Below are 20,259 nucleotides of genomic sequence, written 5' to 3' on the forward strand. Positions count from 1 at the left end.
GGCTGCACGGTCGAGGTCCGAGGTGCCACCGCTCCGCGGGATCGGTTGCATGTGACCTGAGGTTGCAGGTAGGCGCCACCCGGCGTAGCAAGTAGTTGGATTGAGCAACTACATCGGTAGGGTGCGACATGTGCGGAATCGCGGGCTGGGTCTCCTTCGACGACGACCTGCGCCGGCAACGGGCCACGGCGCAGGCGATGACCGACACCATGGCGTGCCGGGGCCCGGACGACGCGGGCCTGTACCTGCGGGAGCACGTGGCGCTGGGCCACCGCCGGCTCGCGGTCATCGACGTCGCGCACGGCCGTCAGCCCATGGCGCTCTCGGCCACCGGCGCGCTGGGTGCCGGTCCCGACGCCGACCGGGTCGCCGACGACGAGCTGGCCATCGTCTACTCCGGCGAGGTGTACGACTTCCGGGAGCACCGGGCGGCCCTGGGCGGCCGGTTCGACACCGGCAGCGACACCGAGGTCGTGCTGCGGGCCCACCGCGCGGGCCTGGGCCGCGACCCGCGCGAGGTGGTGGCCGGGTTCAACGGCATGTTCGCCTACGCCCTCTGGGACACCCGCCGCGAGGAGCTGCTGCTGGTCCGCGACCGGCTCGGCGTGAAGCCGCTCTACTACTACCCGACCCCGGACGGCGTGCTCTTCGGGTCGGAGCCCAAGGCGGTGCTGGCCCACCCCGACGTGCCGCGCGTGGTCGACGCGGCCGGGCTGCGGCAGGTGTTCGGCATGGTCGCCGACCCCGCGCACACCCCGTTCGCCGGGCTGCGCGAGGTGCCGCCCGGGCACGTCGTCCGGGTCAGCCGCTCGGGGGTGCAGGAGCTGCGGTACTGGCAGCTGGAGTGCACCCCGCACACCGACGACGTCGACGCCACGGTGGCCCGGGTGCGCGAGATCCTCGACGACACCGCCCGCCGGCAGCTGGTCGCCGACGTCCCGCTCTGCACGCTGCTCTCCGGGGGCCTGGACTCCTCCGCCCTCACCGCGCTGGCCGCCCGGCAGCTCGCCGAGGCCGGGCAGGGTCCGGTGCGGTCGTTCTCGGTCGACTTCGCCGGCAACGACACCGACTTCGTCGCCGACGAGGTGCGCGGCACCCCGGACGCGCCCTACGTCCGCGACGTCGCCGCCCACGTGCGCAGCGACCACACCGACGTCGTGCTCGACGACGCCGGGCTGCTCGACGACGCCGCGCGGCAGGCCGTGCTGCGGGCGCGGGACACGCCGGGCATGGGCGAGATCGACACCTCCCTGTACCTGCTCTTCGGTGCGGTGCGGCGCAGCTCCACGGTCGCGCTGAGCGGCGAGAGCGCCGACGAGGTGTTCGGCGGCTACGTCGACTTCCACGACCCGGCCGCGGTCGGGGCGGACACGTTCCCGTGGCTGGCCGGCCGCATGATGGCCACCATGGCCGGTGGCGGCCCCGGCGACCTGCTGCACGAGCGGGTGGCCAAGGAGCTCGACCTGCGCGGGCACGTCGAGGACGCCTACCGGACGACGATGGCCGAGGTGCCCCGGCTGGACGGCGAGACCAGCCACGACGCCCGCATGCGCGAGGTCTCCTACGCCTACCTCACCCGGTTCCTGCCGGTGCTGCTCGACCGCAAGGACCGGATGAGCATGGCCGTCGGTCTCGAGGTGCGGGTGCCCTTCTGCGACCACCGGCTCGTCCAGTACGTGTTCAACGCCCCCTGGCACCTGAAGACCTTCGACGGCCGGGAGAAGAGCCTGCTCCGCGCGGCCACCGCGGACCTGCTGCCGCAGTCGGTCGTCGAGCGGGTGAAGAGCCCCTACCCCTCGACCCAGGACCCGCGCTACGGCGAGGGGATCGCCACCCGGTTCGCCGCGCTGGCCGCCGACCACGACTCGCCGCTGGCCGACCTGGTCGACCTCGACGCCGGGCTCGGCGCCCCGCGGATGGTGCAGGACCGGCTGCTGTTCGTCGACCGCTGGCTGCGCGAGTACGACGTCGACGTCCAGGTGTAGTCAGCTCGACAGGCGGGTGCAGTCGGCCGGGCCCAGCTCGACCGGCTGCCCCGCCGCCAGCTCGGCCAGCACCATGCCCTGCACCAGCGGGTCGGTGGGCAGCTGGCCGTGGGACACGCTGCTGGTGGCGCACACCGACTGCACGCTGATGTTCAGCGCCCCCTCGAGCTCGGCCGTCGTGGGCGGGGTGACCGTCTGGTCGTCCTCGGTCCAGATCGACACCCAGGTCGGGCCGGCCGGGGTCTCGTCGTCGGCGTTGAGCCGGCGCAGCAGGTCGCTGCTGGTGGTCAGCTGCCGGCAGGCCTCGGGGCACTGGTCGGGCGCCAGCGACGCGCCGAGGTCGGCGACCGTCGTCCCGTGGTGCGGTGAGCCCAGGGTGACGACACGGCGGGCCTGGGCGGCGCCGCCGTCCTCGGCGGCCCACAGTCGGGCGACCACGCCACCGGCCGAGTACCCCACGACGTCGACCCCGTCGGCGCCCGTGCGGTCCAGGGCGGCGTCCACGGCGTCACCGAGCACGTCCGCGGCGGCCTGCAGGTCGCCGGTGCCGTCCCCGGGCAGGGCGACGACGGTGGCGTCCCGCCCCGCGGCGGTGAGGACGTCGGCCAGCTGCTGGAGCCCGGTGGTCGACCCGCCGTAGCCGGGCACCAGGAGCACCGGCCCGGGCTCGGTCTGGCTCACCGTGGCCGGTGCCGGGGTGGTGAGCCGGGGGACCAGGACGGCGGCGGTGACGGCGAGGGCCCCGACGACCAGCGCGGCGAGCAGCCCGAGCACCAGGCGGCGGCGGGCGGGGGAGAGGCCGGCGAGCATTCCTCCACTGTCCCTGGTGGACTGGTGGTGTGCCGCCGTACCTGAGCCGCGAGGAGTACTTCACAGCGTGGTCACAGTGGCACGGCGGCACCGACCCGCGGTCGTCGCCGGTGGTGCGCGGGTGGTTGACCCTCGCCCACACCCTGGCCCGCCCGCTGGCCGGGCTGTCCCCGCTGGTGGTCACGCTGGTCGGTCTGCTGGTGGCCGCCGCAGCGGTCGGGCCCGCGGCGGCCGGTGGTGCGTGGCTCCTGCTGGCCGGGGCCCTCGTGGGCGCCTCGGGGCTGCTGGACTCCCTCGACGGCGCGCTCGCCATCGCCGGCGGGCGGGCCTCGCGGCGGGGCTTCGTGCTCGACTCCGCCGTCGACCGGCTCACCGAGGTCGCCTACGCGGCTGCGTTCTGGGTCGCGGGTGCACCGGGATGGCTGGCGGTGGTGTTCGGGGCGCTGTGCTGGTTCCCCGACTACCTGCGGGCCCGGGCCGGGCAGGCCGGGGTCGAGGAGACCGGGGCGATCTCGGTGTGGGAGCGGCCGGCCCGGGTGGCGGTGGCCGGGATGTCCCTGGTCGGCGCGGGGGTGGCGTCCGTGGTCGGGCTGCACGGGCTGGTCGTCGTGCTCGGTGCGGCAGCGGGCGCCGTGCTCGGCGCGGTCGGCAGCATCCAGCTCGCCGTGCAGCTCCGTCGGGCGCTGGGGTGAGCCGGGCCGTTACGCTCGGGTGAACCCTGGGCGACCTCCTGCCCCGCAGACCGGGTTCGCACCCCTGCTGCCGAACCCCCCTGGAGTCCCACCGTGCCCGTCGTCGTGACCGGTTCGATCGCCACCGACCACCTGATGACCTTCCCGGGGAAGTTCGCCGAGCAGTTCATCGAGGGCCAGATGGAGAACGTCTCGCTGTCGTTCCTGGTCGACGACCTGGTGCAGCACCGCGGCGGCGCCGGGGCGAACATGGCCTACGGCATGGGCCTGCTGGGTCTGGCGCCGGTGCTGGTCGGGTCGGTCGGCTCGGACTTCGACGACTACGACGCCTGGCTGCAGCGGCACGGGGTCGACACCCGCTCGATCCGGTGGTCGGAGGTCAAGCACACCGCCCGCTTCACCTGCACCACCGACGTCACGAACAACCAGATCGCGTCGTTCTACAGCGGCGCCATGGCCGAGGCCTCGTTCATCGAGCTGGCCCCCGTCGCTGCCCGGGTGGGCACCCCCGACCTCGTCGTCGTCGGCCCCAACGACCCGACGGCGATGGTGCGGCACACCGAGGAGTGCCGCGAGCGCGGCTACCCGTTCCTGGCCGACCCCTCCCAGCAGCTGGCCTGGGCCGACGGCGAGATGATCCGCAGCCTGGTCGAGGGCGCCGACCTGCTGTTCACCAACGAGTACGAGGCCGCGCTGCTCAAGCAGAAGACCGGCTGGAGCCACGACGAGGTGCTCGACCGCGTCGGCTGCTGGGTGGTCACCCGGGCGGCCAAGGGTGTGCGCGTCGAGAGCCGCACGGCCGACCCGATCGAGGTCATCGCCGTCCCCGAGACCAAGCCGGTCGAGCCCACCGGCGGCGGCGACGCGCTGCGCGCCGGGTTCGTCGCCGCCCGCCAGTGGGGTCTGGGCATCGAGCGGGCCACCCAGGTGGGCTCGGCGGTGGCCACCGCGGCGGTCGAGGTCATCGGCACCCAGGAGTACGACCTGCCCCGCGGGTCGTTCCTCGAGCGATTCGCCCAGGCCTTCGGTGCCGACGCCGCCGACGAGGTGGCCCCGCACCTGCCTCAGTCGCCGCGCAGCGCCTGACCGATCGAGGGGTCGGCCTGCCAGTCGCTGAAGGGGATCCGGCGGATCTCCTTCAGCTCGCCGATCGTCGACCACTCGTTGCCGCCCAGGCGGGCCAGCGGGCGCAGCGCCTCGATGCGGGGCCGGCCGTCGCGCACGGCGTCGGTGTGCGCGCTGACGTGCACCACCCGGCCGAACACGATCGTCGAGTCGCCCAGCGACAGGGTCGAGTGCAGGGTGCACTCGAGGGTGACCGGGCTGGCCGCGACCCGCTTGACCCCCACGACGTCGCTGTCCTCGAGGACGACGCCGGTGTGCTCGGCCTCGTCCTGGTCCGGCGGGAAGTCGGTGCTCGTGGCGTTGACCTGCTCGAACAGCTCCTCGGGGGTCACGCCGATGGTGAACTCACCGGTGGCCTCGACGTTGGTCAGGCTGTCCTTGCGGCCCACGCTGGTGAACTGCACGACCGGCGGGTCGACGCAGGCCACGGTGTAGAAGGAGTGCGGGGCCAGGTTGTGCACGCCCTCGGCCGACCGGGTGCCCACCCAGGCGATCGGCCGGGGGACGACGACGGAGTTCAGCACCCGGTAGAAGGCCTTCGGGTCCATCTCGGCGGGGTCGAAGCTGGTGCGCTCGTGTGCGGTCACCCGGTCAGTGTGCGGCCCCGCCAGTGCAGGGTCCCGCGGTGGTGCCCGAGCACCGAGCGCACCACCAGCCCGTCGAGCACGAGCACACCGAGCGGGTGCGCGAGACTGTCGGGCCACACCCGCCCTCCGGTGCGGGCCGCGGCCACCGCGCGCCCTGCCACCCCCGCCGCGTAGCCCACCAGGCCGGCCCGGCCGCCGGCCAGCGGCGGCAGCACCCAGACGGCGGCCAGCGCGGCCCCGGCGGCCAGGCTGCCCGCGGGGGAGCCACCCAGCGCCGACCACAACGACTTCTCGTAGCCCGCGGACAGCTCGGCCCAGCCGTCGTACATGCGGGTGGTGGCCAGCGCCGACCCGTCGGCCACGACGCCCCGGCCGCCGGCCCGCTTGACCGCCCGCAGCAGAGCGATGTCCTCGAGCACCTCACCGCGCACCGACCCGTGGCCGCCGGCGCGCTCGTAGCCCGCCCGTCGCACGGCGAGGAACTGCCCGTTGGCCGCCGCCATCGAGGGACGGCCAGGCCGCTCGGCCAGCCGCAGCGGCAACGTGGTCGCCCACAGCCACTGCTGCAGCGGCTGCACCAACCGCTCGGCGGGGGTCACCGCCAGCTGTCGGGGCCACGGGGAGACGAGGTCGAGGTCGTGCGCCTGGAGCAGGGCGACGGCGGCGGCCACCGCGTGCGGGGCGAGCCGGACGTCGGCGTCGACGAAGACCAGGACGTCGACGTCCTCCGCACCGGCCGCGCCCTGCGCGCAGGCGTTCGGCTTGCCCAGCCACCCGGGTCGCGGCGGGGCCGCGGTGAGCACCCGGGCGCCGTGCGCCGCGGCCACCTCGGCGGTGCCGTCGGCGGAGCCGTCGTCGACGACCACGACGTCCAGGTGGGCCACCCCGGTCTGGGCCGCCAGCGCGTCGAGGCAGCCGGGGAGCTGGTGCGCCTCGTCACGCGCCGGGACGACGACCCGCACCCGCGCCGCGGTGGCCGGCGGGTCGGCCGGCGGCGTGCGCAGCAACTGGGCGTTCAGGACGGCGTGGGCGGCGCCCGCGACCGAGACGCCGGCGAGCACCCGCACCACCCGCCGTCCGTGGGCGCGCCGCCCCGGCCGCACCCGCCGACCCGTCGGAGGACGCTCAGGACCCAGGACGTGGCTCGAACGGGTCCTGGGCGTCATGAGACTCCTCCGCCTCCGACGCGGGGGCGGGCGCGGGCGCGGGCGGCGAGGGCGGCCAGGACCGGCAGGCTCAGGACCACCCCCCAGGCCGCGGAGCCGGGCAGCCCCAGCCAGCCGACGTGGGCCAGGGCGCCGCCGAGCACCATCCACGCCAGAGCCACCAGCGGCGCGTGGTCGGGCAGCGTGGCCGGGCGCCCGGCCACCAGCAGGTCGAGCGCCGTCATGAGCACCAGCCCGGCCAGCAGCCAACCGGCGAGGTTGGTCAACGGCACCGTGTCGATGCCCGGGAGCCCCGGGGTGGGGTGCGCCCACGTCCAGTAGCCGGCCTGCACGAGCTGGGGGTCCAGGACGACGTCCCACGCGGCGAAGACGTAGGCGGCCACCGCGATGCGCCCGGGGCGGGAGCCGGGCACGAGGCGGGTGGCCAGCAGCCAGCTCGGCCAGACCATCATCAGCCAGGCCAGGGGCACCAGGAACGGGACGCCGAGCAGCGTGGGCCCCAGGGCGTCGCTGTAGGTGTAGCTGCCGTAGGGGAAGCCCGTGGCCAGGCCGACCGACTCGAACAGCACCGACGCCAGCACGGTGAGGCCGGCGACGGCCAGCCCGGTGCGCCAGCCGCGCGAGAGCCCGGCGTGCACGACGGTCAGGGCCGAGCCCAGCAGCACGATCGTCCAGCTGACCGCGTCGCGGGCGCCGCCCCCGGTCAGCGGGTAGGCGATCGCGGTGGCCAGCAGCGCCCCGGTGAGGGCCCAGGGGGCGGACCTCATCGACGCAGCAGGCGGCGCAGCACGCGGGCCCGGCCGCCGCGGTCGGCGAGCACCACACGGGCGGCCGTGCGGCCGCTGTTGCCGCTCACGCCGCCGCCGGGGTGGGTCGAGGCCCCGGTCAGGTAGAGCCCGGGCAACCCCGGTACGCGGTGGCCCGACAGCTCCGGCGTGGGCCGGAACGCGAACATCGAGGCCAGCGACATCTCGACGTGCATGACGTTGCCGCGCGGCAGCCGCAGCTCCTGCTCCAGCCTCAGCGGTGTCTGGATGTACAGCCGCTGCACCGAGTCGGCGAACCCGGGGGCGAAGAGGTCGACCGCGTCGACGAGGCGGGCTGCCTCGGCCTCGGCGATGGTGTCCCAGTCGCGGCCGTCGCCCAGCTCGTAGGGGTACCACTGGCCCCAGATCGTCACCACGTGCTGGCCGGCCGGGGCCAGGGTGTCGTCGCTGGCCGAGAAGCTCATCGCCAGCGGCACGGGCTCGCGGGGCAGGTCGCCGGCCTGCCAGTCGCCGTGCGCCCGGGCCAGCACGGCGCGGTCGGTGCAGAGCAGTTGCAGTCCCTGCAACGAGTCGGCCGGGTCGACGCCGGGGTAGGCGGGCAGCGCGTCGGTGAGGCACCGGACGACGAGGCCGAACCCGTTGCCCAGCGGCGGCGCCGCGTCGCGCAGCGCGGGCGGGGCGTGCTCTCCGGCGATGGCCCGGGTGGCCCCGACGTGGCAGGCGGCGACGACGGTGTCGGCCTCGATGCGTCGTCCCGACGTCGTGACGACGCCCGCGACCCGGCCGTCGGTGACCAGCAGCGAGGCCGCGCCGTCGCCGAGGGTGACCCGGCCGCCGTGCGCCTCGAGCTTGCGGCGCAGCGCCGCGGTCAGCCCACCCGAGCCGCCGACCGGGTGCCCGGGCGGGGTGGTGTGCAGCAGCGCCGCCCAGCCGACCATCGCCGCCGTCCCGGGTTCGGACATGGGCGGGCCCGACTGGGCGCCGAACCAGGCCAGGGCCGCCTTGAGCCGCTCGCTGGCGAACCACTTGTCGAGCAGGGCGTCGCCCGAGCCGAGGAAGTCGGTGGCCAGCTCGCCGCCGGAGGTGCGGGCACGGCCCTTCGCCGGCGCGCCCAGCGGCCAGAGGTGCCGGGCCAGCCGGCCGGGGCTCGGGCGGTCGCCGAAGGCCCGCACGATGCGCTCGCTGCGCGGGCCCCACACCTCGACGAAGCGCCGGTAGGCAGCGGCGTCGTCCGGGCCGCAAGCCGCCTCGATCGAGGCGCAGGTGGCGTCGAGGTCCACGCTGAACACCAACGGGCGGCCGTCGGGGCCGTCGCTGCCCGGCGCGGGCGCCGGCGCGAACCCCCACGGGTCGCAGTCGACGTAGCGCAGACCGTGCTCGGCCAGCCCGAGCTCCTCGACGATGCCCGAGTGGCGCACGATCACGTGGGCGCTGGAGCCGCGGTCCACCCGGACCCCGGGCCAGCGCTCCACGGTGGAGACGGCGCCACCCAGGACGTCGTCGGCCTCGACGACCTCGACGGACAGCCCGGCGACGGCCAGGTGACAGGCGGCGACCAGCCCGTTGTGGCCCGAGCCGACGACGACGGCGTCCGTGCCGACGTCGCTCACTCGGACGGGGTCCCGAGCGGGAGGCGGGCGCCCAGGATCGCGAAGGGGCGGGCGTCGCCCGGGAAGTGGTGGTTGCGGGCGAGGTCGACGAAGCCGTCGGCGCGGTAGAGCCGGAAGGCCTTGGTGTCGGCGTCGGGGGTCGACAGCAGCGCGGCCGGGTGCGGCAGGTCGCGCACGAGCGCGTGCAGCAGCTGGCGCCCCAGGCCCTGGCTCTGGTGGTCGGGGTCGACGTGCAGCTCGCACACCTCGAACCCCCCGGGCAGCCAGCGCTTGGCGGTGCGCCGGTCGAGGGCGTGCTTGACCTGGTCGTGCCACCACTGGCCCGGCGCCACGAGGTAGCCGTAGCCGAACCCGACGAGGTGCTCGCCGTCGGGGCCCTCCGCGAAGGCACCCACGGCGCGGAACCCGGGCCGGTCGGTGTGCTGCACGGCGTAGCCGTAGCGGCCGGCCACCACCTGCTCGCCGTAGCCCATGGCCCGCCCGTAGATGGCCAGCGCCTCGTGCAGGTGCTCACGCATCCATGCGGTGGGCAGCTCGGTGACCCGGGTCGTGGGTGCACTCATGCGGCGGGCTCCATGGGGTGATCCTCCCACCGCTGCGGGCATCCGGTGCGGCGGCGTCAGTCGGCGTCGACCTCGGCCGCGGTGCCCGCGGTGATCCGGAGCAGCTCGTCGTAGGTGGTCGGGAAGACGGTGTGCGGGTGGCCGGCCGCGGCCCACACCTGGTCGTGGCGGGCCAGGGTGATGTCGACCAGGGTGCCGATCGGCTCCGGGTGGCCGACCGGGGCGACACCGCCGATGGCCTGCCCGGTGTGCTCGCGGACGAAGGCGGCGCCGGCCTCGGTGAGCTCCGGGACGCCGAGCAGGGCGGCGACCTTGGCGGTGTCGACCCGGTGCGTGCCGCTGGTGAGCACCAGCACCGGGTTGCCCAGGACCTCGAACACCAGGCTGTTGGCGATGGCGCCGACCTCGACGCCGAGTGCGTCGGCGGCCTGCTGCGCGGTGCGGGCGCTCTCGGCCAGGTGCCGCACCTCGCCGCTCACCCCGTGGTCGCGGAGCACCTGCTGCACGTGGACCACCATCGGGTGCTCGGACGACGTCACCCCGTGATCGTCGCACCACCCGGATGTGCGAGGTCGAACGGTCGTCGTTCGCACTTCGCGCACAAGTGCGAATAAGATGCAGGCGTGCTCGTGGATCCGGGACGGTGGCCGGCCCTCGGCAGCCGCGAGGTGGCGTGGCGACCTGGTCTGCCCGACGACGTGGTGCCCCGGGCCGTCCGGCTCCGGCACTCCGGGCCCTACCGGGCCGCCGTCGTGCCGGCCATCGACGGGCGGACGCCGCAGGTCACCCGCGAGGTGCTGCGCGCGGCGGAGGACGCCGCTGCCGAGGTGGCCCGCTTCGACACCCGCATGGGGGCCGAGGTCGCCCCGTTCGGCGCCGTCCTGCTGCGCACGGAGTCGGCGTCCTCCTCCCGCATCGAGCAGCTCACCTCGGGGGCCCGCGCGATCGCGGTCGCCGAGATCGGCTCGCCCTCCACGCGGAACGCCGAGGCCGTGGTGGGCAACGTCGCCGCGATGCAGGCCGCCCTCGACCTCGCCGACGCACCCACCCCGGCGGCCGTCCTGGCCATGCACCACGCACTGCTCGTCGACACCGAGCCGGCGATCGCCGGGCGCTGGCGCAGCGAGCAGGTGTGGGTCGGCGGCACCTCCTACGGCCCGCACGAGGCCGAGTACGTGGCCCCGGTGGCGGACGACGTGCCGGCCCTGGTCGCCGACCTCACGCGCTTCGCGGTGCGCACGGACCTCGCCCCCCTGGTGCTGACCGCCGTGGCGCACGCCCAGTTCGAGACCATCCACCCGTTCCCCGACGGCAACGGCCGCACCGGCCGCGCGCTGGTGCACTGCCTCCTCCGCCACCACGGGGTGACCCGGGCGGTGACGGTGCCGGTCTCCGCTGGTCTGCTGATCGACGTCGAGGGCTACTTCGACGCCCTGACCGCCTACCGGCAGGGTGAGCTCGACCCCGTGGTCCAGGCGTTCACCCGGGGCACCCTGGCGGCCATCACGAACGCCACCCAGCTCGTGGAGCAGCTGCGTGCCGTGCGCGCCGGGTGGGACGACGTCGTCCGTGCGCGCTCCGACGCCGCTGCGTGGCGGCTGGCCGACCTGCTGGTGCGCCAGCCCGTGGTCGATGCGGGGGTGGTGGTGCGGGAGCTCGGCGTGCCGCCGCAGAACGTGCTGCGGGCCATCGCGCCCCTGGAGCACGCCGGGGTGGTCACCGAGTTCACCGGCCGCCGCCGCAACCGCATGTGGCAGGCCGGCGAGGTGCTCGACGCGCTCGACGCGTTCGCGGCCCGGGCCGGCCGACGTCGCTGACCGGACAGGTCAGCGCACGCCGGGCATCAGCCGCCGGATGAAGGGGCTGGCGAGCGCCAGCACGACACCCAGGACGACGGCGACCCCGCCGATCGTCCCGAAGTAGGGCGCCTGGTCCGCCGGGTCGTACCTCCCCGCGAACACCCCGGCGAGCGAGGTGCCGATCGCCGTCGACAGGAACCACAGCGCGACCATCTGGGTGCGGTAGGCGGCCGGGGCCAGCTTGGTCGACAGCGACAGCCCGACCGGCGACAGCAGCAGCTCGGCCACGGTGAAGACCAGCAGGATGCCGGCCAGCCCCAGCAGCGGGGAGGTGCCCGGTGCGTCCCCGGCCATCGGCAGGAAGAGCAGGAAGGCGACGCCCATCGCCGCCGTCCCGGCTGCGAACTTGACCGGGCTGGAGGGCTGCCGCGGCCCCAGCCGCGTCCACAGGGCAGCGAACGCGCCGGACATCAGGATGATGAAGACCGGGTTGATCGACTGCACCCACGACGCCGGCACGGTCCAGCCGAGGAGGTCCCGGTCGAGCTGGGAGTCGGCGTAGAGCGCGACGACGGTCGACTGCTGCTGGAACATCGACCAGAACGCCACGCTGGCGATGAACATCGGCACGAAGGCCAGCACACGCCGCCGCTCGGTGCGGTCGACCCGCGCGCTGCGCAGCAGCACGGTGAAGTAGCCGACCGAGGCCGCCACGCAGACCCAGACGACGACCGTCGCGAGCCGTTCGGCCCGCAGCACGCCGGTGAGCGCGAGCCCGACCAGCGCCAGGACGCCGACCACGGCACCGGCGGCCCACCGGCCGCGCTGGGCCCGCGGCAGCGGAGAGGGCACCTCGCGGCCCACCCCGTGCAGGCCGCGCCGGCCCCAGGCGTACTGGGCCAGGCCCGCGGCCATGCCGACCGCGGCCAGGCCGAAGCCGAGGTGGAACCCGACCGTCGACTGGGCCAGACCGGTGAGCAGCGGCCCGGCCAGCGCGCCGAGGTTGATGCCCAGGTAGAACACCGAGAACCCGGCGTCGCGGCGCTCGTCGTCGGCGGCGTAGAGCAGGCCGACCAGCGTGGTGGCGGTGGCCTTGACGCCGCCGCTGCCCAGCGCGACGAGCACCAGACCGGCGCCGACGCCGGCCAGGCCGGGCAGGACGGCGAGGGCGACGTGCCCGGCCATGACCACGACGGCCGACCAGAACAACACCCGTTCGGGGCCCAGCACGCGGTCGGCGACCCAGCCGCCCACGATGGTGGAGAGGTACACCGTGCCGCCGTAGGCGCCGACGATGCTGGCCGCCGTCGAGGTCGTGATGCCCAGGCCGCCGTCGGCCGCCGAGTAGGAGAGGTAGTACAGCAGGATCGCCTGCATGCCGTAGAAGCTGAACCGCTCCCACATCTCCACGCCGAACAGGTGCGCGAGGCCGCGGGGCTGACCGAGGAAGGTCTTCTCCTCGGCGGACGTCGTCGGGGTCGTGGTTGCCACGGGCAACGACTGTCCCCCCGCGGGCCCGCTCGTGCACGTCGGGGGAGCGGCCCGGCGATCAGGGGGTGAGCGGCCGGTCCAGGACGGCGAGCACCTCCTGCACCGGGCCGGTCACCGCCAGACGCGGGTCGTCGAGGCCCACCCGACGCCAGAGGAGCAGCAGGAGGGCCTCGGCGGGACCGTGCACGGCGCCGGCCGCGGGGCCCGCCGGTGGTCCGTCGGCCACCGGGAGCGGCGCGCCGGTCTCCACCGGGACCACCTCGACCCAGGCGGTGCCCGCGGCGAGCCGTCCCAGCCGCACCTGGCGCGGCAGGAACATGCCGAGCACCTCGTCGAGGCCGTCCAGCGCGGTGCCGGCCGCGAGCGCGGCCGGGCGGCCGAGTGCGGTCTCGACGTCCCAGCGGTGCAGAGCGGCCTCGTGCGCCTGCCGGCGCCGCCAGAACGCCGCCGTGCGGTCGGTGCGGTCGAAGGTCCAGCACGCCCGGTCGGCCGGGGTGTCGGCCAGGGCCGACCGGAGATCGGCGGCCGCGGCGGCGTACCACTCCGGGACGTCGGCGTCGGGCGGGCCCACCGGCGAGCCGCCCGGCGGCTGCGTGGAGCCCAGGGCCGCGCGTGCCCACCGGTGCACGTCGCCGGTGTGCCGGCCGAGCTCGGCCACCGACCAGCCGGGGCATCCGGGGACGGGTGCGTCGAGCGCGTCGTCGGCGCGGGCGGCCCGCAGGGCGGCCTCCAGCGCCCGGGTCTCCCGGTCGAGCACGGCGAGGGGGTCGAAGGGCACGCCGGCACGGTAGGTCCGGCCCGGTCCGGACGGAAGTGTCGGTGGGGCGTGCTCTGCTGGTCGGCATGCAGGGGGAACAGGTGTTCGAGTGCCGGGTTGACGCGGCGGGCAGGGCATGGTGTTCTCGACGTGTTCGAACGCACGTTCGAACGACCCAGGGGAGTGGGGATGTGGCGATGAACCGGGTGCTGGTCGGTGCGGGGGGTCGCACGGTGGAGCAGGTGCTGGTCGAGCGGGCAGCGGGCGGTCCGGTGCGCTTCTGGCGCGGGCAGGGGAGGTACGAGGTGGGTCAGCTGGTCGAGCACCGTGTCGAGGTCGACCGCCAAGTCTGGCGGGTCGAGGCGGTGCGCGCCGGCCGGTCGCGCACCTCCTTCGCCGGGGTGTTCGACCTGACCTGGGAGCCGTCGGCCGACCGCTGGCTGCTCGTGCGGGTGCACGACTGATGGGCGCCGTCCGGGTGCTGTCGCCCAGCCAGCTCGAGCTCACCCCGCCGCTGCCGCCCGCGGCGTCGCAGCTGCTCGGCCAGGCCCACCGGGGGCTCGCCGAGGCTGCGGCCACCCGGGACGCCGGCTGGCGCTACGCGACCGCGCACCTGGCCGCGCTGCGCGGGGCGGCCGCGGTCCTCGCCGCACGCACCCGCCCCGAGGCCGGGCGTCGGCGCCCCCGCAGCGCCTGGGTGCTCATCGGCCAGGTGGCCCCCGAGCTGGGGGAGTGGGCGGCGTTCTTCGCAGCCGGGGCGGCCAAGCGTGCGGCGGCCGAGGCCGGCCTCTCCTCGGCGGTGACCGAGCGCGAGGCCGACGACCTCGTCCGCGACGCCGGCGCGTTCCTGGCCGTCGTCGAGACCACGCTGGGTCGGCCGGTCTCCGCCGCGGCGGCGGACCCAGCGCCGCCCGTGCAGTCCGGCACCGGCCGGTCGCCGGCGCCGGTGACCCCGCTGCGCCCGGCATGAGCAGGCCCCGGTCGTCCGGGGGCGCCCCGCCCCCGGGCCGGTGCGTCCGACGTGGCTGCGTTCGACCCGGCCGCGTTCGACCCGGCCGCGTTCGACGCGGCCGCGTTCGACCCGGATGCGTTCGACGCGGGGTGGACGTTGCCGATCCGGCACAGAACCTTGCCCCCGGTCCCGTGCAGCACGCAGGGTCGTCGCATGGCCACCCCGCACGCCCACGCGCAGCCCCACGACCACGGCTCAGACCACGGCTCAGACCACGGCTCAGACCACGGCTCCGAACACCAGCACCAGCACCAGCACGCACACCAGCACGGCGCCGAGCAGCCCAACGCCTGGCAGGAGACCGACCCCGCCCTCTGGTTCACCGAGGGGTTCTGGGACGACCGCTACCGCGAACGCCCGATCTGGTCCGGTGAGGTCAACCAGCGGCTGGCCGAGACCGCGGTCGAGCTGACCCCGGGCCGGGCGCTCGACGTCGGCTGCGGCGAGGGCGGCGACGCGATCTGGTTGGCCCGCCGGGGCTGGCAGGTCACCGCCTCCGACGTGTCGGCGGTGGCCCTCGAGCGGGCGCGCGCCGCGGCCGAGGCCGCCGGGGTGGCCGCAGCCATCACGTGGGAGCAGGCCGACGGCCGCAGCGACTGGGCACCCCCGGCCGGGGCCTTCGACCTGGTGGCCGCCTCCTTCCTGCAGTTCCCGCGGCGCGAGCTCGTCGCCTTCCACCGCAAGCTGGCCGCCGCCGTCGCGCCGGGCGGCACCCTGCTCGTCACCGCCCACCACGCCGACAGCCACGGCGGCGAGAGCACCCCGTTCACCGCCGACCTGTTCGCCACGGCCGCCGAGATGGCCGCCGGGCTCGACCTCGACGACACCTGGACGGTCAGCGCCACCGACCCCACCCGCGAGGCCGTCTTCCCGCCCGGCCCCGACGGCCAGCGCATGACGGTCCGCGACGCGGTGCTGCGGGCGGTGCGCGGGCGCTGACGGGCCGGCGCCGGCCTGCGGGGCGGTCCGGGTCGGCGGTGCACCGGTCGCCGTCTAGGGTCGCCAGGGTGCCGCTGTCCGAGATCCCGCCCGCCGGCCCGGCCGGTGCCGCCGAGCCACCGGTCCGCTCCGCCGCCGTGTGGGCCGCCCTCGACCCGCTGGTCGGCGACGGCCCGCTGCAGGTGCTCGACGTCGGCGGCGGCGCCGGGGTGTTCGCCGTCCCGCTGGCGCAGCTCGGGCACACCGTCACCGTCGTCGACACCTCCGCCGACGCGCTGGCCACCCTCCGCCGCCGGGCCGACCTCGCCGGGGTCGGCGACCTCGTGCGCGGGGTGCAGGGCGACGCCGACCAGCTCGGCGCCGTGCCCGCCCCGGGCGGGGGGTTCGACCTGGTCCTCGTGCACTCCGTCCTCGAGGTGGTCGACGAGCCGGCCGTGACCCTCGCCGGCATCGCCGCCGTCCTGCGCCCCGGCGGGCACCTGAGCGTCACCGTCGCCAACCGGGCCGGTGCCGTGCTCGCCCGCGCCCTGGGTGGCCACCCCGTCGAGGCCCACGCCCTGCTCGGCGACCGCGACCCGGCGCCGGCCCGTTCGCGCACCCGCCCCGGCCGCCGCCGCTTCGGCCCCGACGAGCTGCTCGCCCTCGTCGCCGGGGCCGGCCTGACCGCCGGCGACTGGCGCGGGGTGTCGGTGGTCGCCGACCTGCTCGACACCGGCTCCGGCGCCGACCCGGCCGCACTGCGCCGGCTCGAGCTCGACCTGGCCGGGGTCTCGCCCTACCGCGACGTGGCCGGCGGTCTGCACGTCATCGCCGTCCGCGGAGCAGCAGCCACAGGCACCGGGCAACCGTGACCCTGCCGGCCGACCTGCACCGCCCGGAGTACGGGACCCGCACCCTCGCCGACGTCCTGCCCTCGGTGGCCGCGGGGCTCGGTGCCGGCGGTGCCGACCGGCTCGGGCTGGCCGAGGTGCTGCGCGGGGCCCGCCGGGTCGCCGTCCTGCTCGTCGACGGCCTCGGCGCCGACCTGCTGCGCGCACATGCCGGCACCGCCCCCACCCTCGCCGCCCTGGCCACCCCGCTGGGTGACCTGCAGGCGCCGTGCCCGAGCACCACGCCGGTCAGCCTCACCAGCCTGGGCACCGGCCTGCCGCCGGGCAGCCACGGCGTGCTCGGCTTCGTGACCGACGTGCCCGGCCGCGACCGCCCGGTCACCCACACCCAGTGGACCGACGACCCCGACCCCGCCACCTGGCAGGCGCAGGGCACGGTGTTCGAGCAGCTGGCCGCCGCCGACGTCGCCAGCACCGTCGTCGGGCCCTACGCCTACGCCACCTCCGGGCTCACCCGGGCCGCCTACCGCGGCGCCCGGTACGCCCCGGCCGTCAGCCCCGGAGACCTCGCGGCCGGTCTCACCCGGTCCCTCGCCGTCGGCGACCGCGCCCTGGTCTACGGCTACCACGCCGAGCTCGACCTCACCGGGCACGTGCGCGGCGTCGACTCCCCGAGCTGGCGCCAGCAGCTGGCCCACGTCGACCTCGTGGTGGCCCAGGTCCTCGACGACCTGCCCGACGACGCCGCCCTGCTCGTGACCGCCGACCACGGCATGCTCGACGTCCCGGCCGGGAACCGGCTCGACGTCGACGCCACCCCTGCGCTCGGTGCCGGCGTGCGGCTGCTGGCCGGCGAACCCCGCGCCCGCTACGTGCACGCCCACGCCGGTGCGGCCGACGACGTCCTCGCCGCCTGGCGCGCCGAGCTGGACGACCGCGCGTGGGTGGTCGGCCGGGACGAGGCGATCGCCAGCGGCGTCTTCGGTCCCGTCGACCACGCCCTGGCCGCCCGCATCGGCGACGTCGTCGCCCTCGCCCGGGGCACCTGGGCGCTCACCGCCACCCGACAGGAGAAGGTGCCCTCGATGCTGGCCGCCTACCACGGCTCGCTCACCGCCACCGAGCTGGCGATCCCGCTGCTGGTCGCCCGGGGGGCCGCGCTGTGAGCGCCGGTCCGGTCCTCACCGTCTGCCGCGGCTGCTGCTGCGGGCGAGCCGAGAAGCACCCCGAGCTCGACCACCGGGCCCAGCTCGAGGCGTTCCGGCGCGGGGGCGCGAAGGTCCGCGTGGTCGACTGCCTGGACGCCTGCGAACGGTCCAACGTCGTGGTGGTCAGCCCCACCCCCGAGGGGCGGAAGGCCGGGGCGCGCCCGCAGTGGCTGGGCGGCATCCTCGACGCCGAGCGCACCGCCGACGTCCTGCAGTGGGTGGCCGACGGCGGCCCCGGGGTCGCCGACCCGCCTGACTTCCTGGACCTGCAGTTCTTCAACCCGTCGCGCCGCGTGCGCAACGAGGCCGAGCTCTAGGAGCGCACCGAGACCGGGTGCCAGGTGCGGAAGCGCCCCGGACGCAGCGCGGCGCAGGTGAGCAGGCGGGGTTCGGCGGACAGCCGGCTGTCCAGCAGCACCTCGACCTCGCCGGCGGGTCCGGCCAGGGTCACCGCCCAGTGCTCGGTGCCGTCCTCGGCGCTGCCGCGCGACGCGACGCCGGTCACCGGCAGGTCGGCCACGCCCAGCAGGCCGGTCTCGGCCCGGGCGAACTGCTGCGCCGCCTGCGCCGGCGGGGTCAGCCCGGCCCGGCCGCGCAGGCCCTCGAGCAGCACCTCGCCGCGGCGGTGCGCGTCGACCAGCCCGCCGCCGTCCTCGGGCACCTGCCCGTAGAGGTGGCCGGTGGGCAGCACCAGCACGTTCGCGGCGAAGCGGTCACCACCGAGGTGGCTGGTCTCCCAGACGTCGCCGACCAGCGACCGGGCCAGCGGCCGGCCCCGGACCGCGCAGCACGCGTCGTGCCCGCCGTGGGTGCACACCAGGAAGGTCGGGGCGTCGGACTGCACGCCGACCGACCCGTCGAGCGGGACGTCGAGCAGCTCGGCGTCGACCGTCCGCGTCGACCACCGCACCCACGCCTCGCGGACGTCGGCCACGGCCCACCGTCCGCCGGCGTCGGCCAACCGCTCACCGGGCCGGCGCACCATCTGGATCCGCAGCCCGGCCTCGCGGGCGCGCTGGGCCAGCAGCGGCGCGACGACCGCGTCGAAGCGGGACTGCAGCAGCGCATCGCGCCCCCAGGGCCCGGGCTGCTCCACCAGGAGCCAGCGCCGGGCCGGCGGGGCGGTCGCGACGGGTGAGTCGCCGGCGGCCAGTGCCCGCACCGAGCACCGCCCCTCGTCCAACCGGCCGACCGGACGGCTGCGGGACGAGGGGGGCGGGGCGGTGTCGGGGTGCTGGCAGTACGGGTCCTCGGGCGCCGGGTCAGGCACCGTGCCCGGGGACCTGCCCGCTGGCCCGTCGATGCTCATCGGCCCCATGGTGCGCGGCGTCCGGGACCACCGCCACCGACTCCACCAGGAGCCGGCGGGCGAGGGACTGCTGGTCCTCGGCGGACAGCCCCGGCAGGTCGGCCACCTTCAGCTCACCGACCGACAGCAGCTCGGCCAGGGCCGGGCGCTGGGCAGCCGGGAACCGGCGGTGCTGCCGGCCCGTGATCAGTACGACCTCGGCGTCCGGGGACTCGCCCTGGGCGTCGCGCAGCTGCACGCGCAGACGGGGACGCAGCCGCAGCACGGTGTCGGCGGTGAGCGCGGCGGCCGCGGTGGACTGGGCCAGCGGCGCGACGGGCTCGGGGCGCACCTGCGCCCACGTGCGCGAGCGCAGCCGGTCGGCCACCTCGGCCGGGTCGACCCGGTCCAGCGCGGCGTGCAGTCCGGCGAGCACCGCGGCGACGTCGTCGGCCGTGGTGCCGGGGGCCGACAGGTCGGCGCCCAGCGGGAGCGAGGCACGCAGCGCGGGGTCGTCGGTGGCCAGCGTGCGCACGAGGTCGAGCGCGGACTCGACCGCACCCCACCGGGTCACGCTGTGCACACCGATGGTCAGGTGCGCGCTGATCTCACCGAGTGCCACGGCCGAGTGCAGGTAACCGCGCGGCAGGTAGAGCGCGTCACCGGGCCGGAGCACGGCGTCGATGACCGGTTCCTCCTGCGCCCGCGCGGCCACGGCGTCGGCGCGCTCGCCCCAGGGCTGGGTGCGCAGCGGGTCGGTGAGCACCGGCTCGTGGATGGTCCAGTGCTTCTCGCCGGCGACCTGGAGCACGAACACGTCGTGCACGTCGTAGTGCGGGGAGAAGCCCTGCGAGGAGGGCGGGGTGACGTAGGCGTTGACCTGGGTGGGGTGGCCGAGGTCGGCGGCGAGCTGGTCGGCGAAGGCGATCAGCGGCGGCCAGAGCCGGTGCAGGCCCTGCAGCACGACGGTGGAGCCCTCGCTGAACAGCCGCAGCACCGAGTCCGAGGAGACCTGGTCGGCCACCTCGGCGCCGGCCCCGCCGGAGCCGGTGAAGCGCTTGGGGTCGACCACCTCGCCGTTGCGGGCGATGCGGAGGAAGGGGGTGCGCAGGCCGCGGACGCTCAGCAGCTCGTCGACGTCGGCCAGCGTCAGCAGGTCGGAGAAGTCACGACCCAGCTCCGCAGCGCTGGTCAGGAGGGGGCGGCGCGACCAGTGCTGCTCGGCGAAGACCTGCGGGTCGACGCCCACGCAGCGCCGCAGGGCCGGGCGGAGAGTGCTCTCCGCCCGGCCCTGCGAGGTCGGGTTCGCGCTCAGGCGGAACCGTCCGCGCCGCCGTCGTGCTGGCCCGGGGTGCCGCCGCCGGCGCCGCTGTCCGCGGGGCCCTCGGCGCCGCCGTCGGCACCGCCGTCGTGCTGGCCGGGGGTACCGGCACCGGCGCCGCTGTCCGCGGGGCCCTCGGCGCCGCCGTCGGCACCGCCGTCGTGCTGGCCCGGGGTGCCCTCGCCGGCACCGCTGTCGGCGGGACCCTCGGTGCTGGTCATGTCGTCGTCGTCGAACGCCACGGTTCCTCCATCGGACTCGTCCTGCGACCGCCGGTCGGCGGTCCCGGGGGAGCTGTACCGCGATGAT

Annotated in this window: 22 protein-coding genes; 10 read left to right on the plus strand and 12 right to left on the minus strand. The window is 76.1% G+C overall.

The window, feature by feature from the left end:
- The first annotated feature begins 128 nt into the window (after nucleotides 1–128).
- Nucleotides 129–1,985: an asparagine synthase (glutamine-hydrolyzing) gene (asnB, locus tag BLP29_RS11120; RefSeq protein ID WP_092804106.1), complete on the plus strand. Its 1,857-nt coding sequence runs from the start codon at nucleotides 129–131 to the stop codon at nucleotides 1,983–1,985.
- On the opposite strand, the gene BLP29_RS11125 is transcribed toward asnB, so the two are convergent.
- Nucleotides 1,986–2,795: an esterase/lipase family protein gene (locus tag BLP29_RS11125; protein ID WP_092804109.1), complete on the minus strand. Its 810-nt coding sequence runs from the start codon at nucleotides 2,793–2,795 to the stop codon at nucleotides 1,986–1,988.
- Nucleotides 2,796–2,824: 29 nt separating this feature from the next.
- Between BLP29_RS11125 and BLP29_RS11130 the strand changes: the two genes are divergently transcribed.
- Nucleotides 2,825–3,487, plus strand: a complete 663-nt coding sequence (locus BLP29_RS11130) for a CDP-alcohol phosphatidyltransferase family protein (RefSeq protein ID WP_243469871.1) — start codon at nucleotides 2,825–2,827, stop codon at nucleotides 3,485–3,487.
- 93 nt (nucleotides 3,488–3,580) lie between these two features.
- Nucleotides 3,581–4,573: a carbohydrate kinase family protein gene (locus BLP29_RS11135; protein ID WP_092804112.1), complete on the plus strand. Its 993-nt coding sequence runs from the start codon at nucleotides 3,581–3,583 to the stop codon at nucleotides 4,571–4,573.
- On the opposite strand, the gene BLP29_RS11140 is transcribed toward BLP29_RS11135, so the two are convergent.
- The 6 genes from BLP29_RS11140 to BLP29_RS11165 all read right to left on the minus strand — a co-directional run bounded on the left by BLP29_RS11140 (nucleotide 4,552) and on the right by BLP29_RS11165 (nucleotide 9,844).
- Entirely contained in the window at nucleotides 4,552–5,199 is a 648-nt protein-coding gene (locus BLP29_RS11140) for a flavin reductase family protein (RefSeq protein ID WP_243469872.1), read from the minus strand. The two genes, BLP29_RS11135 and BLP29_RS11140, sit on opposite strands and share 22 nt — an antisense overlap.
- On the minus strand, nucleotides 5,196–6,269 hold the full coding sequence (locus tag BLP29_RS11145) for a glycosyltransferase family 2 protein (protein WP_243469873.1): 1,074 nt from the start codon (nucleotides 6,267–6,269) through the stop codon (nucleotides 5,196–5,198). The genes BLP29_RS11140 and BLP29_RS11145 overlap by 4 nt, the downstream gene beginning before the upstream one ends.
- 92 nt (nucleotides 6,270–6,361) lie before the next feature.
- On the minus strand, nucleotides 6,362–7,132 hold the full coding sequence (locus BLP29_RS11150) for a carotenoid biosynthesis protein (protein WP_092804118.1): 771 nt from the start codon (nucleotides 7,130–7,132) through the stop codon (nucleotides 6,362–6,364).
- Nucleotides 7,129–8,742 carry a phytoene desaturase family protein gene (locus BLP29_RS11155; RefSeq protein WP_092804121.1) on the minus strand — a complete coding sequence of 538 codons (1,614 nt, stop codon included), beginning with the start codon at nucleotides 8,740–8,742 and terminating at the stop codon, nucleotides 7,129–7,131. Before BLP29_RS11155 ends, BLP29_RS11150 begins: the two co-directional genes overlap by 4 nt.
- A complete protein-coding gene (locus BLP29_RS11160) occupies nucleotides 8,739–9,305 on the minus strand; it encodes a GNAT family N-acetyltransferase (protein WP_092804124.1) in 567 nt (188 codons plus the stop codon). Before BLP29_RS11160 ends, BLP29_RS11155 begins: the two co-directional genes overlap by 4 nt.
- 56 nt (nucleotides 9,306–9,361) lie before the next feature.
- Nucleotides 9,362–9,844: a YbaK/EbsC family protein gene (locus BLP29_RS11165; RefSeq protein WP_207798434.1), complete on the minus strand. Its 483-nt coding sequence runs from the start codon at nucleotides 9,842–9,844 to the stop codon at nucleotides 9,362–9,364.
- A gap of 84 nt (nucleotides 9,845–9,928) precedes the next feature.
- Between BLP29_RS11165 and BLP29_RS21780 the strand changes: the two genes are divergently transcribed.
- Nucleotides 9,929–11,122 (plus strand): Fic family protein, encoded by a 1,194-nt coding sequence (locus tag BLP29_RS21780; protein ID WP_207798435.1) that lies wholly within the window; start codon nucleotides 9,929–9,931, stop codon nucleotides 11,120–11,122.
- A 9-nt stretch (nucleotides 11,123–11,131) separates the two neighbouring features.
- On the opposite strand, the gene BLP29_RS11175 is transcribed toward BLP29_RS21780, so the two are convergent.
- Nucleotides 11,132–12,595, minus strand: a complete 1,464-nt coding sequence (locus tag BLP29_RS11175; RefSeq protein ID WP_092804127.1) for a peptide MFS transporter — start codon at nucleotides 12,593–12,595, stop codon at nucleotides 11,132–11,134.
- 58 nt (nucleotides 12,596–12,653) lie between these two features.
- Entirely contained in the window at nucleotides 12,654–13,373 is a 720-nt protein-coding gene (locus BLP29_RS11180; RefSeq protein WP_165839360.1) for a maleylpyruvate isomerase family mycothiol-dependent enzyme, read from the minus strand.
- Between the two features lie 176 nt (nucleotides 13,374–13,549).
- Between BLP29_RS11180 and BLP29_RS11185 the strand changes: the two genes are divergently transcribed.
- The 6 genes from BLP29_RS11185 (at nucleotide 13,550) to BLP29_RS11210 (ending at nucleotide 17,658) form a co-directional block, all read left to right on the plus strand.
- Nucleotides 13,550–13,816: a hypothetical protein gene (locus BLP29_RS11185; protein WP_092804133.1), complete on the plus strand. Its 267-nt coding sequence runs from the start codon at nucleotides 13,550–13,552 to the stop codon at nucleotides 13,814–13,816.
- The gene (locus tag BLP29_RS11190) at nucleotides 13,816–14,322 is read left to right on the plus strand and encodes an SAV_6107 family HEPN domain-containing protein (RefSeq protein ID WP_165839361.1); all 507 of its coding nucleotides are present in this window, start codon (nucleotides 13,816–13,818) and stop codon (nucleotides 14,320–14,322) included. The genes BLP29_RS11185 and BLP29_RS11190 overlap by 1 nt, the downstream gene beginning before the upstream one ends.
- Nucleotides 14,323–14,517: 195 nt before the next feature.
- Nucleotides 14,518–15,303 carry a class I SAM-dependent methyltransferase gene (locus BLP29_RS11195; RefSeq protein WP_092804857.1) on the plus strand — a complete coding sequence of 262 codons (786 nt, stop codon included), beginning with the start codon at nucleotides 14,518–14,520 and terminating at the stop codon, nucleotides 15,301–15,303.
- A 68-nt stretch (nucleotides 15,304–15,371) separates the two neighbouring features.
- Nucleotides 15,372–16,154, plus strand: a complete 783-nt coding sequence (locus tag BLP29_RS11200) for a class I SAM-dependent methyltransferase (protein ID WP_243469874.1) — start codon at nucleotides 15,372–15,374, stop codon at nucleotides 16,152–16,154.
- Entirely contained in the window at nucleotides 16,151–17,299 is a 1,149-nt protein-coding gene (locus BLP29_RS11205; RefSeq protein WP_092804136.1) for an alkaline phosphatase family protein, read from the plus strand. Before BLP29_RS11200 ends, BLP29_RS11205 begins: the two co-directional genes overlap by 4 nt.
- Nucleotides 17,296–17,658: a hypothetical protein gene (locus BLP29_RS11210; RefSeq protein ID WP_092804139.1), complete on the plus strand. Its 363-nt coding sequence runs from the start codon at nucleotides 17,296–17,298 to the stop codon at nucleotides 17,656–17,658. The genes BLP29_RS11205 and BLP29_RS11210 overlap by 4 nt, the downstream gene beginning before the upstream one ends.
- Here BLP29_RS11210 and BLP29_RS11215 read toward each other — a convergent pair.
- The 3 genes from BLP29_RS11215 to BLP29_RS21270 all read right to left on the minus strand — a co-directional run bounded on the left by BLP29_RS11215 (nucleotide 17,655) and on the right by BLP29_RS21270 (nucleotide 20,192).
- Nucleotides 17,655–18,650: a sucrase ferredoxin gene (locus BLP29_RS11215; protein ID WP_092804861.1), complete on the minus strand. Its 996-nt coding sequence runs from the start codon at nucleotides 18,648–18,650 to the stop codon at nucleotides 17,655–17,657. The genes BLP29_RS11210 and BLP29_RS11215 overlap by 4 nt on opposite strands.
- Nucleotides 18,604–19,878, minus strand: a complete 1,275-nt coding sequence (locus tag BLP29_RS21785) for a cupin domain-containing protein (RefSeq protein ID WP_279385446.1) — start codon at nucleotides 19,876–19,878, stop codon at nucleotides 18,604–18,606. Before BLP29_RS21785 ends, BLP29_RS11215 begins: the two co-directional genes overlap by 47 nt.
- Nucleotides 19,879–19,940: 62 nt before the next feature.
- Nucleotides 19,941–20,192 (minus strand): hypothetical protein, encoded by a 252-nt coding sequence (locus tag BLP29_RS21270; RefSeq protein WP_092804865.1) that lies wholly within the window; start codon nucleotides 20,190–20,192, stop codon nucleotides 19,941–19,943.
- Nucleotides 20,193–20,259 lie beyond the last annotated feature (67 nt).

It is taken from the genome of Klenkia marina (assembly GCF_900101025.1).
In the GTDB taxonomy this organism is placed as follows: Bacteria; Actinomycetota; Actinomycetes; order Mycobacteriales; family Geodermatophilaceae; genus Klenkia; species Klenkia marina.

Excerpts from the sequence above, each read along its gene's own strand:
- asnB (WP_092804106.1), top strand. The coding sequence starts at position 129 with ATGTGCGGAATCGCGGGCTGGGTCTCCTTCGACGACGACCTGCGCCGG.
- BLP29_RS11125 (WP_092804109.1), bottom strand. The coding sequence starts at position 2,795 with ATGCTCGCCGGCCTCTCCCCCGCCCGCCGCCGCCTGGTGCTCGGGCTG.
- BLP29_RS11150 (WP_092804118.1), bottom strand. The coding sequence starts at position 7,132 with ATGAGGTCCGCCCCCTGGGCCCTCACCGGGGCGCTGCTGGCCACCGCG.
- BLP29_RS11160 (WP_092804124.1), bottom strand. The coding sequence starts at position 9,305 with ATGAGTGCACCCACGACCCGGGTCACCGAGCTGCCCACCGCATGGATG.
- BLP29_RS11185 (WP_092804133.1), top strand. The coding sequence starts at position 13,550 with ATGAACCGGGTGCTGGTCGGTGCGGGGGGTCGCACGGTGGAGCAGGTG.
- BLP29_RS11190 (WP_165839361.1), top strand. The coding sequence starts at position 13,816 with ATGGGCGCCGTCCGGGTGCTGTCGCCCAGCCAGCTCGAGCTCACCCCG.
- BLP29_RS11195 (WP_092804857.1), top strand. The coding sequence starts at position 14,518 with ATGGCCACCCCGCACGCCCACGCGCAGCCCCACGACCACGGCTCAGAC.
- BLP29_RS11215 (WP_092804861.1), bottom strand. The coding sequence starts at position 18,650 with ATGAGCATCGACGGGCCAGCGGGCAGGTCCCCGGGCACGGTGCCTGAC.